This window comes from Flavobacterium sp. RSB2_4_14 (assembly GCF_051547085.1).
Lineage (GTDB): Bacteria > Bacteroidota > Bacteroidia > Flavobacteriales > Flavobacteriaceae > Flavobacterium.
This window is the reverse complement of record NZ_JBPTTL010000001.1, coordinates 1270308-1284902: the sequence shown is the minus strand read 5'-3', so window position 1 is coordinate 1284902 and position 14595 is coordinate 1270308. Positions and strand designations below refer to the sequence as shown.

Annotated in this window: 17 protein-coding genes; 12 read left to right on the top strand and 5 right to left on the bottom strand. The window is 34.8% G+C overall.

The genetic code is table 11. From position 1 onward, the window contains the following. The first annotated feature begins 108 nt into the window (after window positions 1–108). Genes ACSVH2_RS05815 through uvrB form a run of 3 tightly spaced genes read left to right on the top strand, consistent with a single transcriptional unit; the run spans window position 109 to window position 3787 of the window. On the top strand, window positions 109–771 hold the full coding sequence (locus ACSVH2_RS05815; protein WP_438092200.1) for a thiamine diphosphokinase: 663 nt from the start codon (window positions 109–111) through the stop codon (window positions 769–771). Window positions 772–783: 12 nt separating this feature from the next. Then, entirely contained in the window at window positions 784–1758 is a 975-nt protein-coding gene (rlmF, locus tag ACSVH2_RS05810; protein WP_438092199.1) for a 23S rRNA (adenine(1618)-N(6))-methyltransferase RlmF, read from the top strand. A gap of 40 nt (window positions 1759–1798) precedes the next feature. Then, on the top strand, window positions 1799–3787 hold the full coding sequence (gene uvrB, locus ACSVH2_RS05805; protein ID WP_438092198.1) for an excinuclease ABC subunit UvrB: 1989 nt from the start codon (window positions 1799–1801) through the stop codon (window positions 3785–3787). A gap of 90 nt (window positions 3788–3877) precedes the next feature. On the opposite strand, the gene ACSVH2_RS05800 is transcribed toward uvrB, so the two are convergent. Then, window positions 3878–4306, bottom strand: a complete 429-nt coding sequence (locus ACSVH2_RS05800; RefSeq protein ID WP_438092197.1) for an Hsp20/alpha crystallin family protein — start codon at window positions 4304–4306, stop codon at window positions 3878–3880. 872 nt (window positions 4307–5178) lie between these two features. Here ACSVH2_RS05800 and ACSVH2_RS05795 point away from each other — a divergent pair. The 6 genes from ACSVH2_RS05795 to ACSVH2_RS05770 all read left to right on the top strand — a co-directional run bounded on the left by ACSVH2_RS05795 (window position 5179) and on the right by ACSVH2_RS05770 (window position 8524). Then, window positions 5179–5454 (top strand): hypothetical protein, encoded by a 276-nt coding sequence (locus ACSVH2_RS05795; RefSeq protein ID WP_438092196.1) that lies wholly within the window; start codon window positions 5179–5181, stop codon window positions 5452–5454. Then, window positions 5447–5902, top strand: coding sequence for a hypothetical protein (locus ACSVH2_RS05790; RefSeq protein ID WP_438092195.1), 456 nt, complete (start codon window positions 5447–5449; stop codon window positions 5900–5902). Before ACSVH2_RS05795 ends, ACSVH2_RS05790 begins: the two co-directional genes overlap by 8 nt. Window positions 5903–6178: 276 nt before the next feature. Next, window positions 6179–6736 (top strand): protein adenylyltransferase Fic, encoded by a 558-nt coding sequence (gene fic / locus ACSVH2_RS05785; RefSeq protein WP_438092194.1) that lies wholly within the window; start codon window positions 6179–6181, stop codon window positions 6734–6736. A gap of 217 nt (window positions 6737–6953) precedes the next feature. Then, window positions 6954–7181 (top strand): UPF0175 family protein, encoded by a 228-nt coding sequence (locus tag ACSVH2_RS05780; RefSeq protein WP_438092193.1) that lies wholly within the window; start codon window positions 6954–6956, stop codon window positions 7179–7181. Beyond that, window positions 7174–7632 (top strand): DUF3368 domain-containing protein, encoded by a 459-nt coding sequence (locus tag ACSVH2_RS05775; RefSeq protein WP_438092192.1) that lies wholly within the window; start codon window positions 7174–7176, stop codon window positions 7630–7632. The genes ACSVH2_RS05780 and ACSVH2_RS05775 overlap by 8 nt, the downstream gene beginning before the upstream one ends. 244 nt (window positions 7633–7876) lie before the next feature. After that, complete coding sequence (locus tag ACSVH2_RS05770; RefSeq protein WP_438092191.1) at window positions 7877–8524, top strand: DUF2238 domain-containing protein; 648 nt, start codon at window positions 7877–7879, stop codon at window positions 8522–8524. Window positions 8525–8543: 19 nt separating this feature from the next. Here the strand turns inward: ACSVH2_RS05770 and ACSVH2_RS05765 are convergent, their stop codons facing one another. After that, window positions 8544–8945 carry an excinuclease ABC subunit B gene (locus ACSVH2_RS05765; RefSeq protein ID WP_438092190.1) on the bottom strand — a complete coding sequence of 134 codons (402 nt, stop codon included), beginning with the start codon at window positions 8943–8945 and terminating at the stop codon, window positions 8544–8546. Between the two features lie 114 nt (window positions 8946–9059). On the opposite strand from ACSVH2_RS05765, the gene ACSVH2_RS05760 reads away from it, so the two are divergent. The 3 genes from ACSVH2_RS05760 to ACSVH2_RS05750 all read left to right on the top strand — a co-directional run bounded on the left by ACSVH2_RS05760 (window position 9060) and on the right by ACSVH2_RS05750 (window position 10905). After that, on the top strand, window positions 9060–9551 hold the full coding sequence (locus tag ACSVH2_RS05760) for a hypothetical protein (RefSeq protein ID WP_438092189.1): 492 nt from the start codon (window positions 9060–9062) through the stop codon (window positions 9549–9551). 157 nt (window positions 9552–9708) lie between these two features. Next, window positions 9709–10377, top strand: coding sequence for an alpha/beta hydrolase (locus ACSVH2_RS05755; protein WP_438092267.1), 669 nt, complete (start codon window positions 9709–9711; stop codon window positions 10375–10377). Window positions 10378–10449: 72 nt separating this feature from the next. Continuing rightward, window positions 10450–10905, top strand: coding sequence for a DUF1456 family protein (locus tag ACSVH2_RS05750; RefSeq protein ID WP_438092188.1), 456 nt, complete (start codon window positions 10450–10452; stop codon window positions 10903–10905). Window positions 10906–10922: 17 nt separating this feature from the next. On the opposite strand, the gene ACSVH2_RS05745 is transcribed toward ACSVH2_RS05750, so the two are convergent. The 3 genes from ACSVH2_RS05745 to ffh form a co-directional block, all read right to left on the bottom strand. Continuing rightward, entirely contained in the window at window positions 10923–12191 is a 1269-nt protein-coding gene (locus ACSVH2_RS05745; RefSeq protein ID WP_438092187.1) for a T9SS type A sorting domain-containing protein, read from the bottom strand. A 97-nt stretch (window positions 12192–12288) separates the two neighbouring features. Next, on the bottom strand, window positions 12289–13176 hold the full coding sequence (locus tag ACSVH2_RS05740) for a bifunctional 5,10-methylenetetrahydrofolate dehydrogenase/5,10-methenyltetrahydrofolate cyclohydrolase (protein ID WP_438092186.1): 888 nt from the start codon (window positions 13174–13176) through the stop codon (window positions 12289–12291). A gap of 63 nt (window positions 13177–13239) precedes the next feature. Then, window positions 13240–14568, bottom strand: coding sequence for a signal recognition particle protein (gene ffh, locus ACSVH2_RS05735; protein ID WP_438092185.1), 1329 nt, complete (start codon window positions 14566–14568; stop codon window positions 13240–13242). Between the last annotated feature and the right edge of the window lie 27 nt (window positions 14569–14595).

Sequence of the window (14595 nt, the reverse complement as noted above, 5' to 3'; positions counted from 1 at the left end):
GAACAGAGATTAACGATTTTAGATTTTAAGACTGAGGATAATCTGAAAGGATATTGTTATTTTTACATTTCTAAAACCAAAAATCAGTAATCAAATATCTAAAATCCCATGTCTTCACACCACATTGTTCGCGACGACCAAGAACCAGCATTGATTATTGCCAATGGTGAAATGTGCAGTACTGAATTATTAGGACAATTGTTAGAATGGTCACCACTAGTTATTGTTTTGGATTCTGCTATTGAACGTGTTTTGGAATTGGGGATTAAAGTGGATGTACTGTTGGGAGATTTTGACCGAGGATTTGACGCCAATTATTATAAGGAAAAACAATATCCGATTGAAATTGTGTATGCGCCCAATCAAGACAAAACCGATTTGGAAAAAGCGTTTGATTATTTAATAGATAAAGGTCACAAAGCTGCCAATGTCATATGGGCAACCGGAAGACGAGCCGATCACACCATTACTAATTTAACGAACATTGTTGCCTATCGCGACGCATTGAAAGTAGTTATACTTGACGACCATTCCAAAGTGTTTTTATTGCAAAATCAATTTGAAAAATGGTACACTGCCAATACTATTCTATCCTTAATTCCCATTGGAAAAGTAATTGGTATTACAACCCAAAATCTTTTCTATTCCTTAAAAAATGAAACGTTAACCATCGGTTACCGAACTGGAAGTAGCAATCACGTTATAGCGGACGGAATGGTTTCGATTGTGCATACTGAAGGCGATTTATTATTAATGGAATGTTGGGATTAATCCAAAAAAACTTTGAAAAAAACTCAAAATACAACAGACTCGAGCCCAAAGGGCGAACAGGCGAAGCAAAAAACAAGTTTACATCCTAGAAATCCGCATCGGTTTCGATATGATTTTGAACTATTGATAAAAGATTGTCCCCAACTAAAAAACTTTATTTTTACCAATGAACACGGTTTAGAAACCATAGATTTCAGCAATCCTGATGCTGTAAAAACATTGAACAAAGCCTTGTTGATTACCTATTACGATATTCAAAATTGGGACATTCCTACCGATTATCTTTGTCCGCCAATTCCTGGCAGAGCCGATTATATTCATTACATCGCAGATTTATTAGCTTCTAGTAATGGTAGTATTCCCGAAGGGGAAAACGTCGTGGGATTGGATATTGGCATTGGATCCAACTGTATTTATCCCATCATTGGAAATACGGCTTATGGTTGGAGTTTTGTAGGTTGTGATATCGATGAAAAAGCACTTCAAAATTGCAAAAAAATAATAGCTGACAATCCAAAACTAATCGACGCTATCAGTTTACAACTTCAGGTAGAACCAAGATTTATTTTTAAGAATATTATTTTGCCCGAAGATAAATTTGCTTTTACGCTTTGCAATCCACCGTTTCATACTTCAGCTGAGGAAGCAGCCAAAAGTGCGTTGCGAAAAGTGAATACTTTAGAAAATAAGAAATCAGAAATGCCCGTTTTAAACTTTGGCGGTCAACATGCTGAATTGTGGTGCAAAGGCGGAGAATTAGGTTTCATCACCCAAATGATTTATGAAAGTGTTAAGTATCCGTTACAAGTATTTTGGTTTACTACATTGGTTTCAAAAAAAGACAATCTTTCAAGGATTTACAAACTGCTTAACAAAGTAGGCGCATCAGAAATAAAGACCATCGACATGGCTCAAGGGCAGAAAATTAGTCGCATTGTAGCTTGGACTTTCTTGAGCGAAACACAACAAAAGGATTGGAAGTTTTAAGATAATTTTTCTTTGTAACTTAGCCAATCACAACCTATATATGAAATTCCAAGTCGTATCCGAATATAAACCTACAGGTGATCAACCTCTAGCTATTGAAAAATTAGCCAAAGGCATTATCGATGGTGACAAATACCAAACGTTGCTTGGCGTTACAGGTTCTGGGAAAACATTTACCGTGGCCAATGTCATTGAAGAAGTACAAAAACCTACATTGGTGCTTGCTCATAATAAAACTTTGGCAGCACAATTATATTCTGAGTTCAAACAATTTTTCCCCAATAATTCGGTACAATATTTTGTATCGTATTATGATTATTACCAACCCGAAGCCTACATTCCTGTTACTGGAACGTATATCGAGAAAGATTTATCCATCAATGATGAATTAGAAAAACTCCGTTTGAGTACCACTTCTGCCCTACTTTCGGGACGAAGAGATGTATTAGTGGTCGCTTCTGTTTCGTGTTTGTATGGAATTGGAAATCCAGTGGAGTTTCAAAAAAATGTCATTTCAATTGACAAAGGTCAGGTCATTTCGCGTACCAAATTATTGCATCGCTTGGTTCAAAGTTTATATTCTAGAACGGAAGCCGATTTTACTCCGGGAACTTTTCGAATAAAAGGCGATACGGTCGATATTTTTCCGAGTTATGCTGATGAACCTTATCGTGTACATTTCTTTGGCGATGAAATTGAAGAAATTGAAGCCTTTGATGCAAAAAGCACTAAAGTGTTAGAACGCTATGAAAAACTAAATATTTATCCAGCCAACATGTTTGTAACATCGCCCGATGTGTTGCAAGCCGCCATTTGGGATATTCAACAAGACTTGGTGAAACAAGTGGATTATTTCAAAGAAATAGGCAAACATTTGGAAGCCAAACGCTTGGAAGAACGCACCAATTTTGACCTTGAAATGATACGCGAATTGGGCTACTGTTCTGGAATTGAAAATTATTCCCGATACTTGGATAGACGTTTGCCAGGAACGCGACCATTCTGTTTGCTCGATTATTTTCCTGAGGATTATTTGATGGTGGTAGATGAAAGTCACGTAACCATTTCGCAAGTGCATGCCATGTATGGTGGCGATAGAAGTAGAAAAGAGAATTTGGTAGAATATGGTTTTCGATTGCCTGCAGCTATGGATAACCGTCCGCTGAAGTTTGAGGAATTTGAAAGCATGCAAAACCAAGTGATTTATGTTTCGGCAACACCAGCCGATTATGAGTTGCAAAAAAGTGAAGGCATTTATGTAGAACAAGTCATTCGTCCTACAGGATTGCTTGATCCAGTGATAGAAGTGCGCCCAAGTTTGAACCAAATTGATGATTTGATTGAAGAAATTCAAGTAAGATGCGAAGCAGATGAACGTGTTTTGGTAACTACTTTAACCAAAAGAATGGCAGAAGAACTGACTAAATATTTAACCAAAGTGGCTATTCGGTGTCGTTATATTCACTCTGATGTGGATACTTTGGAACGTGTGGAAATCATGCAAGATTTGCGTAAAGGTTTGTTTGATGTGTTGATTGGCGTGAACTTGTTGCGAGAAGGATTGGATTTACCCGAAGTATCTTTAGTCGCTATTTTGGATGCTGATAAAGAAGGTTTCCTGCGCAGTCATCGTTCGCTAACACAAACAGTAGGTCGTGCAGCACGAAACGTAAACGGAAAAGCGATTTTATATGCCGACAAGATTACTAACAGCATGCAAAAAACGATGGATGAAACCAATTACCGTCGCGAAAAGCAAATTGCCTACAACACCTTACACGGATTGGAACCTAAAGCACTGAACAAAAGTTTGGGCAATGCATTGAGCAACAATTCGGTTTCTACACAATATTTTGAAGATAAAATTGCTAAAGCTGCCGAACCCGAAAGTTTGTACTTATCCAAACCCGAAATAGAGAAGAAAATAAGAGACGCACGCAAAGCCATGGAAAAAGCCGCCAAGGATTTAGACTTTATGCAAGCGGCAAAGTTTCGAGATGAGATTAAAGCGTTGCAAGAAAGGATATAAAAAAACCAGCAATTGCTTTTAATTTTAACCTTAATTCATAAAAAAAACAGCAAACCAAATGATTAGTTTGCTGTTTTTTTTTTTTTTTAATTAATTTATAGCAATCAATCTTTTTGATTTTTGCAATGCCTCTTCGCGTTTTGGTAGTGTAACATGTAACACACCATTCTCATAATTGGCAGCAATGGCATCAAAATCAACACTTTCTGGAAGGCTGAAAGTTCTTTTGAAAGAAGACAAACTAAATTCTTTTAAAGAATACTTTTCGTTATTTTCTTCTTGTTCAGCTTGTTTTTCGGATGAAATACTCAAGGTTTGTTGTTCGATTTCAATAGTGAAATCTTCTTTTTTTAATCCAGGAGCATAAAACTCTAACTTATAATCAGTTTCATTTTCCTTAATGTTAACCGCTGGCACTGTGTTTTTAAAATTTTGCACACCACCATTCCAATCTGGTCTTAAGAATTCATCCAATAAAGATGGAAAAACTAAATTGCCGTTTCTTTTAATTAAGTTCATGATTTTAAAAATTTAAAGTTAAACATACTCACACCGCAACAAAAAAAATACCAAGCAAAAAATTAGTTTCTAAAAATTATTCACCAATTATTTTAAAGGTCAAATTGACATTTTCATTAACTTTTTTATAACAAATTACTGTAATTTTTTCATAAAAAATATGCATTTCTGTCAGGCTTAAATGACCCACTTTAATTCTTGCTCAAGAAATTAATTTTGTTGCTCAAGAAAATATTTTTGTTGCGCAAGAACGAAGGCATTGTTGCGCAAGAAAAAAAATTGTTGCTGAACATTTTATCAAATTATACGCAACAAATCGTCTTCACCCTATCTTTTCAAAGATTTCTTTGGAGAGTTTTCCTTTTCTTAATCACTTCCGAAATGAGTTAATCACTCCAAAAATGAGTTAATCACTTCCAAAATGAGTTCATCACTTCCGAAACGAGTTTATCACTCCAAAAATGAGTTAATCACCTTCAAAACGAGTTAATCACTCCATCAAAATTAAAAAACGAGGCTTTTTACCTCGTCGACGAGGTTATTAACTTCCTCGAAGAGGCTTTTTGCTACTTCGAAGAGGCTTTTTGCTTGTTCGATGAGGGTTTTAGCCTGTTCGAAGAGGTTTTTTGCTTGTTAGAAGAAGCTTTTTGCTTATTCGAAGAGGTTTTTTGCTTCTTGCAAGAAGGTATTAACCTTAACGAAGAAAGTATTTGCTTGATTGAAAGGGAAATTATTTGCTACATTTGAAAAATAAAGTGAAAAAAAACTTCACCTATACACCCAAATAGGGGTAGATTGGCGAATGTTTATTGTGCATATAAAATAGTTGGCAGTAATGCTAAAACCGACAGCGACCGATAAACAACGAATAAATGAAAGCACCACTTTTAGAAGAAAATAAATGTTCTATATTAATTGCTGAATATGCGACAGGACACGTTTTTAAAAAAGACTTGACATTATTCCGTAAAGGTGATAATGAAGAAGAAGTTTATCAGTTTTTCGAAAATTTTGATGATGCAGAAATATTTGTTTTAAATTTTATAAAAAGAAAACCAGAATTTGAGTGTTCAATTTATAATCATAACGGAGAACATTTGAAGACATACGACATTAAGGGAGAACGAAAATTTGCTAGAAATGATTAAGAATAATTCAGAATTAGTAGGTAATTGGACTTTGCATTTTGACGAAGTTTCAAATAATGTCTATCAAGTAGAACTTATGGACAAATTTGGCAGGAAATCAGGAACAACAGACCACGATTTAGATAGAGCAATTGAAACTTGTATTTCCTATGCGTTTGACATAGAAAAGCAACTTGGCAACTCTCTCAATAAATTTATATACGACACCTTCAAATATTTTCTCACTGACAAAAGGATTTTGGTAGACAACTATTCGGACAAAGATTTTGGTTCGTGGATTATTGAAAATAATAGAAAGCGAATAATTTTGGACGGAAAAGATTTTTTGTTATCCCTTCAAAGTCAATTAGAAAAAGACGTTTGGAAAGACGACTTTTCCATAAACATTACAGACCTGACCTTTAAACAAATCAATGAAGTTAAAGACAGATTTAAAAATGATAAATAGCGACAAAAGAAGCACTACTGCCAACAGCCGTTTTGCAAAAGCGGGGGTTTCGTGCTTCTATGAAAGTGAAGTGCTAAATTCAAGCTTTGTGCATCTAATGAAGTTTAGTGCTAAAAATCCCCGCCTTCGCAAAGCGGCAAAACGTTAAGCAAGCATCCTCACCAGTAAATCTATACTATTAATTACTTCCAAAAAAAGTAAAATCATTTGAAGTAAATGACAATCATTTGAAGTATTTTTGACAATAAATATTCAGCTGAATAAATCTGATTTTATATGAAAAACATTGATAAGAACAGTTTAGAAAATGCATATCGCTTGTTTGAATCAAATGATATTAATAAAATAGAAGTTGGCACGACCAAAGGACTTCAGCAAATTCACAATTACTTATTTGGTGGATTATATGATTTCGCTGGAGAGATACGCAAAATGAATATTTCAAAAGGAGGTTTTAGATTTGCAAACGCTTTGTATTTAAACGAAATTTTGGTAAAAATTGAACAAATGCCTGAAAACAATTTCGAGGAAATTATCGCAAAATATATTGAAATGAATATAGCGCATCCTTTTATGGAAGGTAACGGAAGAACAATGCGCATTTGGCTCGATATGATTTTAAAAACAAGACTTAAAAAATTAGTGAATTGGCAATTTATAGATAAAACACTTTACTTACAAGCTATGGAAAGAAGCCCAATTAATGGTTTGGAATTAAGAACTTTATTAAGTCACAACTTAACCGACGAAATAAACAATAGAGAAGTTATTTTTAAAGGAATTGAGCAGTCCTATTATTATGAAGGATATGAGAAAGATGACGATGCTGAATAAATCCTAAAAATTTTACTTAAAGCGCCAGCTGGCGAAAGCTACTCCAAGCAATTGAAAATTTTGTTATGAATTCACGTTAACGTTTCCCAAGAATATTTTTTTTTTAGAAAATATTAAAACTGAAGTTCGAAACTGCGTGAAGCACCGGACTGTAACTGCTAGCGAGTCGCGAAGCAAAATAATTTGCTCCTATAAAAAAAAGTGTTACATTTGAGATATGAAAACATTGACACTTAACATCCCAGATAATTTAGATTTAACCAATGGAGAACTGGTTATGATTGTTGCTTCTAGATTATATGAACAAGGAAAGCTTTCTTTGGGTCAAGCTGCCGAACTTGCTGGTCTAACTAAACGCACGTTTGCTGAATTATTGAATCAGTACAATGTTTCAATATTCAATTTCCCTTCTACAGATTTATCAAGCGACGTTAAAAATGCGTAAGACAATAATTTCTGATACAAGTTGTTTTATCATTTTATCAAAAATTGAAGAACTTGATTTGTTGAAAAAAGTTTATGGACAAATCGTAACTACATCAGATATTGTTGAAGAATATGGAGAAACATTACCAAATTGGGTTATTATTGAAAATGTTTCTGATAAATCTAGACAACGAATTCTTGAATTACAAATTGACAGAGGCGAGTCAAGCGCGATAGCTTTAGCTTTAGAAATACCAAAAAGCACTTTAATATTAGATGATTTTAAAGCTCGAAAAATAGCGCAACAACTTGGAATTTCATTTACTGGAACAATTGGAATTATTATTAAAGCTAAACTAAACGGAATAATTCCTTCTATTAAACCATATCTTGAAAAAATCAAAGAAACTAATTTTAGAATTTCGGCTGAAATTGAATTGCAAGCTTTAAAAGAAGCCAAAGAATACTAAAGAATGCCAGCCGGTAATAGCTGACAAAAGTAATCGCTAGTTTTAGGTGTATTGTAAAATTCTTTTCCCTTTATTCGTTTCTCCTGATGTAGAAATAATGTTTTCCAAGCCAAGCCACGCTTCTGACAGCAAAACGTTACCACAATCAAAAAAAGTTGTTAATGACTATTAGTCATCTCAATGCAACTAAAAAAACATTTTATTTATTACCTTCGTTTATAAGAAGTTAACCAAAAATAAAACTATGCCTTTTTCACTCGCCATTTCAAACTACAGAATACCATTCCAAAAAAACTATTGGTTGTGGATTTTTCCAACTGTTTTCATCACCATTTGGATTAACACTTTGCTTGGAACCAATGACCTCAACAACTGGTTTTTAGAAAACACACTGACGGTACTATTCATGTTGTTTCTTGTTTTTTCATTTCGAAAATACCAGTTCAGTGATCTTTCCTATCTTTTGATTTGTGTTTACCTCTGCTTGCATGTATATGGCGCAAAATATACTTATGCCGAAAATCCTTTTGGGTATTGGTTAAAAGATTACTTTGGCTTTGAAAGAAATCATTATGACCGAATTGTCCATTTTTGTTTTGGCTTTTTACTTGCCTATCCCATGCGGGAACTATTTTTGCGTTGGCTGAAATATCCCAAAACGGTTTCTTGGATTTTGCCTATAGAAATTACACTTTCCATTAGCGCACTGTATGAATTGATTGAATGGGCTGTAGCCGATGTTTTTTTCAAAGCACAAGGCGATGCTTATCTTGGAACTCAAGGTGATATTTGGGATGCACAAAAAGATATTTTCATGGCTTTTATGGGTGCAATTATTTCTACTACAATTGTATCCTTGGTAAAGAAACTATTTAAGATTCATGAACAATAATTACTAAGTTAAGCTGTAATTAGTTTAATTGCTCTTGAAAAACCTCGAGTAAAAACTCTGGAGAAATTATTTTGGTAGATGAAGTTTCCATGGCTTTTAACACCCGTTTGATAGCATGTGGGTTTAAACCCATGTTAATTCCTATTTCGTGAATTTTAATTTGTTCTCGTTCGTGCAACACACCATCACAATGCATTAGCAAGGCCAATCTATAAAACTGTTGAATACGTTCAAACTCTGATTTTATAACAACTCTGTCATTCTCTTGATGGAATAAGTTTTTAAAATCCGTTTTTTCAATTGAAAGTTCCTCTGCAATCATTGATAGAAATAGATATTCTCTTTCATGTAATTTTCCGTCTACAACTGAAAAGGCAATCATTTCTGCCAAAAGGGCTAATTTCTCTTCGTACTTTTCCATCAATAATTTATTTTTAGCTAAAATATAATTTTTTGGGAAACGGTAATCAATTATTTTTTAACAATTAAGTTGTCTTATTTTATTTAATTTTGCTTGATTAAAATTCTAAACATCATGAAACCCTTCAAAATAGTTTTTTTCAGTTTGATTATTACCTCATTTAGCGCCTCAGCACAAATGGGAAACAGCATGAATAGTATGAATAACCGAATGCTCAATCAAAATAATCAAGTACCGCAATCAAACCCTCCTACTCCATCTGCAGCAGATATTGAAAAAAGTAGAAATGAACGAATTGAAGAGTTTATGGTGAAGATGAAAGCTGCCTTGACACTGGATGATCTTCAATATATTGCCATAAAAAATGATATTCTTGCTACAAGTAAGCGTATGGATATTGTAATGAAAAGCAGCAATTCTGAAGAAGACAAAGCAGAAGAAGTAAGAGCCATGCAGGAAAAAACAGAAAAAAATATCAACAGTTATTTGAATACTGACCAAAAAGAGAAATACAGACTGTTTTTGGAAGAAAAAAACACAAAAAAGAAAGAGAAAGATAAAAAGAAAAAGAAAGCCGAAGAAAACAACACTGCTGTGACAAATTAATACATTCATACTATTTTTTTTCCATTTGAAAAACTTTTTTTCTTTACTACTTATATCTGTTCTCCTAAGCTTGAATGCTCAGGAAAACACCGCCAGCAAACAAGTCTCGACTTTCATTATTGAATCACCTCAACTAAAAACAACCAAAAAAATTTGGGTGTATTTGCCAAAGAATTACGAATCTTCTACCAAAAAATATCCTGTGATTTATATGCATGATGCACAAAATCTATTTGATTCGAAAACTTCTTATGCAGGCGAATGGAATGTAGATGAAACATTAGATAGTATTAATGCAAAAGTAATTATCATTGGAATAGAAAATAGTGACGGCAAACGTATGGATGAATTAACACCATTCAAAAATGCGAAATATGGTGGTGGCAAAGCCGATGACTATTTAGAATTTATTGTCAAAACCCTAAAACCAAAAGTAGATTCAACCTACAGAACCAAAACCAATTCCCAAAATACTGCTATAGTAGGAAGTTCTCTCGGTGGATTAACCTCTTTTTACGCTGCATTGAAATATCCTGATGTTTTTGGAAAAGTGGGATGCTTCTCTCCTGCTTTTTGGTTCAACCGAAAACAAATGAATGATTTGATGGAACAAACCAATGATTTTAAAACTAAAGTTTTCTTTCTCTGTGGTGATAATGAAGGTGATGCCGATGTTATCCGAGATATGGAAAATGTGGAACATTGGGTAAACACTAAACGCTGTGAATGCAAAAAACTGAATAAAAAGGTAATTGTCAAAGGCGGACAGCACAATGAAAAATTGTGGAGAGAGAATTTTAAAAAGGCGTACCTTTGGCTTTTTTAACAGTTGATGGTTTGTGGTTAATTGTTTATAGTTTCTAACCACAAACAACAAACTATAAACTATAAACTTATAATGAATAACAACGATATATTTAAAAAACTTCGTGTAGCACTTCAGTTGCGCGATGATCAAATTGTAGAAATCCTTGAATTGGTTGATTTCAGAATGTCGAAAGGCGAAATTGGAAATCTATTTCGCAATGAAGACCATCCTAATTTTATGGTTTGTGGCGATCAAGTGTTGCGCAACTTTTTAAACGGCTTGGTAATTCATTTGCGTGGCACGAAAGAGAGTCCAAAAAATGCTATGGATGTTATTAAACAAAACCAAGAAACGGTTAAGAAAAATATAACCGATAGACCATCTCAAAGTGTCGGGACTGAGTTTAAACCTAAGACCGAGTTTAAACCAAAACCGAAAACAGACTTCAAGAAAAAACCTTTTAATCCAAAGGACAAAAAGCAAGCGCCAAAAGTCCAAGTGGTTGAAAAAGTGCAATACAAAAACGGTAAAAACAAAAAATCTTGAGCTCACTCAGGATTTTTTTATTCTTTCACAAACCTACCAACATATTTTTCTTCGCCTGAGTACACCTCAAGAATATAAATCCCTTGCGATAAGTTTTCTACATTTACCGCAGTAATATTTTGGGTAAGAGTAATGATTATTTTTCCAGAAAGATCTGTTATACTGATTTTATCTAAAACACAACCATTTTCTAATTGTAAAGTAAGCACATTAGTAACAGGATTTGGATACATCGTAATTTTTGAATTAATTTCGTTTTGATCAACACCAAGTTGTTGTGTAATTTTCCTGATTTTGTGGTTATTCTTGTCCGCTATATAGACATTCCCTGCTGCGTCAGTTGCCACAGAAGCAGGAAGATCAAATTTAGCCGTAGCTCCTGTTCCATCGGCAAAGCCAGCAGTAGAACCTGCCAAAGTGCTTACCAATCCCTCAGGGGTAATTTTCCTGATTTTGTTGTTAAGTGTATCTGCTACATAGACATTTCCAGCAGAATCTGTCGTCAATCCAAAAGGTTGATTAAACTGAGCCGTAGCTCCTGTTCCATCGGCAAAGCCAGCAGTAGAACCTGCCAAAGTACTCACCTCGCCAGCTGGTGTAATTTTCCGTATTTTGCTGTTACATGTATCTGCTATGTATACATTGCCTGCGCTATCGGTTGCAACTCCTCTGGGTTGACAAAACTTAGCTGCTGCCCCTATGCCATCAGCAAAGCCTTGTCCAAAACCGGCCAAGGTACTCACCACTCCCGCTGGAGTAATTTTTCGAATATTGTCGTTACTAATATCCGCTACATACACATTGCCTACAGCATCGATTGCCACTCCCCATGGTGCACTAAATTGAGCCATATCCCCTGGACCATCTGCATAGCCAATAGTAGAACCTGCCAAGGTACTCACTTCAGCAGCTTGGATAATTTTTCGGATATTGTAATTAAATAAATCCCCTAAATACACATTCCCTGTGGCATCCGTTGCCACTCCTGTAGGAGTATTAAACTGAGCCGCATCACCTGTGTCATCGGTATAACCTTGGGTAGAACCCGCGAAAGTGCTCACCACACCCGCTGGAGTAATTTTTCTGATTTTGTGGTTAGAAGAATCCCCAACATATACATTGCCTGCAGCATCGGTTGCCACTCCCCATGGTGCATTAAATTGAGCCACATTCCCTGGACCATCAGCAAAACCAGATGTGGATCCAGCTAAGGTGGTAACTATTACTTGGGCGTTACTCATGAATGTCGCGATAGAGGCGCTTAGTAAAAAAATAGTTCTTTTCATACTTTTATTTTTATTGGTAAAGATATTTAAAAAAATAAGCAATCGACAATCATGTATAATTAAGACAAAAAATCCTGAACTCTCACTCAGGATTTTTTTATACTTGTTTTAATCGCTTTTGTTCTCTAGCTAATAATGTATTTTTCAATAACATGGCAATGGTCATTGGTCCAACACCGCCAGGAACTGGAGTAATATAAGACGCTTTTTTAGAAACAAATTCAAAATCTACATCACCAGTAATTTTATATCCTCTTGGATCAGTTTCATCATTGACACGGGTAATGCCCACATCAATTACTACTGCATCATCTTTTATCATTTCGGCTTTCAAATAATTTGGAACGCCAAGTGCTGTTATGATAATATCGGCTTGTGTAGTGATTTGTGCGATATTTTTAGTGTAACTGTGCGTTAAGGTAACAGTTGAATTTCCTGGAAATCCTTTTCTTCCCATTAATATACTCATTGGTCTTCCCACGATGTGACTTCTGCCAATAACAACGGTATGTTTTCCTTGAGTTTCTACTCCATATCTTTCAAGCAATTCTAAAATTCCAAAAGGTGTTGCTGGTATAAAAGTGGTCATATCCAATGCCATTTTACCAAAGTTTTCTGGATGAAAACCATCAACATCTTTGCTAGGATCAATTGACATGATGATATGTTGTGTATCAATTTGTTTTGGCAATGGCAATTGCACTATAAACCCATCGATGTTATCGTCTTGGTTGAGTTCTTTTATTTTTTTTAGCAGTTCTGTTTCAGAAGTTGTACTTGGCATTTTAATTAAAGTCGACTCAAATCCTACTCTCTCACAGGATTTTACTTTACTACCTACATAAGTTAAACTTGCTCCATCATTTCCAACAATAATGGCGGCTAAATGTGGTACTTTTTCACCATTAGCCTTCATCTTTTGAACTTCGGCTGCGATTTCATTTTTGATATCTTCTGATACTTTTTTTCCGTCTAAAATTTGCATACTATATCCTTTTGTGTGTTGTTGCTATCTATAAAAAAAGACGCGAAATCGCGCCTTTGTATATTATTTCATTCCTCCCATCATTCGCATTAAATTCTTTCCACCGCCACCTTGCATCATTTTCATCATTTTGCTCATTTGCTCAAATTGCTTTAACAACTGATTTACTTCTTCAATTTTTCTACCCGAACCTTTTGCAATTCTGGTTTTTCTTTTCATGTCTAATATGGCAGGTTTGGTTCTTTCTTTTGGTGTCATCGAATGAATGATGGCTTCGATATGTTTGAAAGCATCATCTTCAATTTCAACATCTTTTAAAGCTTTTCCTGCTCCAGGTATCATTCCTACAAGGTCTTTCATATTACCCATTTTTTTCACTTGTTGGATTTGGGATAAGAAATCGTCAAAACCAAATTCGTTTTTAGCAATTTTCTTTTGGATTTTTCTAGCTTCTTCCTCGTCATATTGCTCTTGAGCTCTTTCAACCAAGGAAACAACATCTCCCATTCCAAGAATTCTTTCCGCCATACGCGAAGGATAGAAAACATCAATGGCTTCCATTTTTTCGCCAGTTCCAATAAACTTAATTGGTTTATCGACTACCGATTTGATAGAAATAGCTGCTCCACCGCGAGTATCACCATCTAATTTGGTTAATATAACACCATCAAAATTTAATCTGTCATTAAATGCTTTTGCCGTATTTACCGCATCTTGACCTGTCATAGAGTCAACTACAAATAAAGTTTCTTGTGGTTTTATGGCAGCATGAACATTGGCAATCTCGTTCATCATTTGCTCGTCAATAGCTAAACGACCAGCAGTATCGACAATCACTACGTTAAAACCATTTGATTTGGCATGTTGTATAGCATTCAAGGCTATTTGAACTGCATTTTTATTTTCTGGTTCTGAATATACTTCAACCCCAATTTGATCTCCAACAACATGTAATTGATTAATCGCAGCAGGACGATAGATATCACAGGCAACCAAAAGTGGTTTCTTTCCTTTTTTGGTTTTCAAATAATTGGCTAATTTTCCAGAAAAAGTAGTTTTCCCCGAACCTTGTAAACCCGACATTAAAATGATTGAAGGATTTCCAGAAAGATTAATTCCTGTGGCTTCACCACCCATCAATTCGGTCAACTCATCTTTTACCAGTTTAACCAGTAATTGTCCAGGCTGTAATGTGGTTAATACATTTTGACCAATTGCTTTATCTTTAACTCTTGTGGTGAAATCTTTGGCAATCTTAAAATTAACATCAGCATCAAGCAAGGCACGACGAACTTCTTTTAACGTTTCGGCTACATTGACTTCGGTGATTTTTCCATGTCCTTTAAGGATATGAAATGCTTTATCTAGTTTATCACTTAAATTATTGAACATAATGGTGAGCTTTGATTTTTATGAAGT

Bases quoted from the DNA above. Each gene is read 5' to 3' on its own strand.
- ACSVH2_RS05750 (WP_438092188.1), top strand. From the start codon at position 10,450: ATGAATAACAACGATATATTTAAAAAACTTCGTGTAGCACTTCAGTTG.
- ACSVH2_RS05770 (WP_438092191.1), top strand. From the start codon at position 7,877: ATGCCTTTTTCACTCGCCATTTCAAACTACAGAATACCATTCCAAAAA.
- fic (WP_438092194.1), top strand. From the start codon at position 6,179: ATGAAAAACATTGATAAGAACAGTTTAGAAAATGCATATCGCTTGTTT.
- ACSVH2_RS05790 (WP_438092195.1), top strand. From the start codon at position 5,447: ATGATTAAGAATAATTCAGAATTAGTAGGTAATTGGACTTTGCATTTT.
- uvrB (WP_438092198.1), top strand. From the start codon at position 1,799: ATGAAATTCCAAGTCGTATCCGAATATAAACCTACAGGTGATCAACCT.
- ACSVH2_RS05745 (WP_438092187.1), bottom strand. From the start codon at position 12,191: ATGAAAAGAACTATTTTTTTACTAAGCGCCTCTATCGCGACATTCATG.
- ACSVH2_RS05780 (WP_438092193.1), top strand. From the start codon at position 6,954: ATGAAAACATTGACACTTAACATCCCAGATAATTTAGATTTAACCAAT.
- ACSVH2_RS05765 (WP_438092190.1), bottom strand. From the start codon at position 8,945: ATGGAAAAGTACGAAGAGAAATTAGCCCTTTTGGCAGAAATGATTGCC.
- ffh (WP_438092185.1), bottom strand. From the start codon at position 14,568: ATGTTCAATAATTTAAGTGATAAACTAGATAAAGCATTTCATATCCTT.
- ACSVH2_RS05815 (WP_438092200.1), top strand. From the start codon at position 109: ATGTCTTCACACCACATTGTTCGCGACGACCAAGAACCAGCATTGATT.
- ACSVH2_RS05800 (WP_438092197.1), bottom strand. From the start codon at position 4,306: ATGAACTTAATTAAAAGAAACGGCAATTTAGTTTTTCCATCTTTATTG.
- ACSVH2_RS05740 (WP_438092186.1), bottom strand. From the start codon at position 13,176: ATGCAAATTTTAGACGGAAAAAAAGTATCAGAAGATATCAAAAATGAA.
- ACSVH2_RS05775 (WP_438092192.1), top strand. From the start codon at position 7,174: ATGCGTAAGACAATAATTTCTGATACAAGTTGTTTTATCATTTTATCA.
- ACSVH2_RS05760 (WP_438092189.1), top strand. From the start codon at position 9,060: ATGAAACCCTTCAAAATAGTTTTTTTCAGTTTGATTATTACCTCATTT.
- ACSVH2_RS05795 (WP_438092196.1), top strand. From the start codon at position 5,179: ATGAAAGCACCACTTTTAGAAGAAAATAAATGTTCTATATTAATTGCT.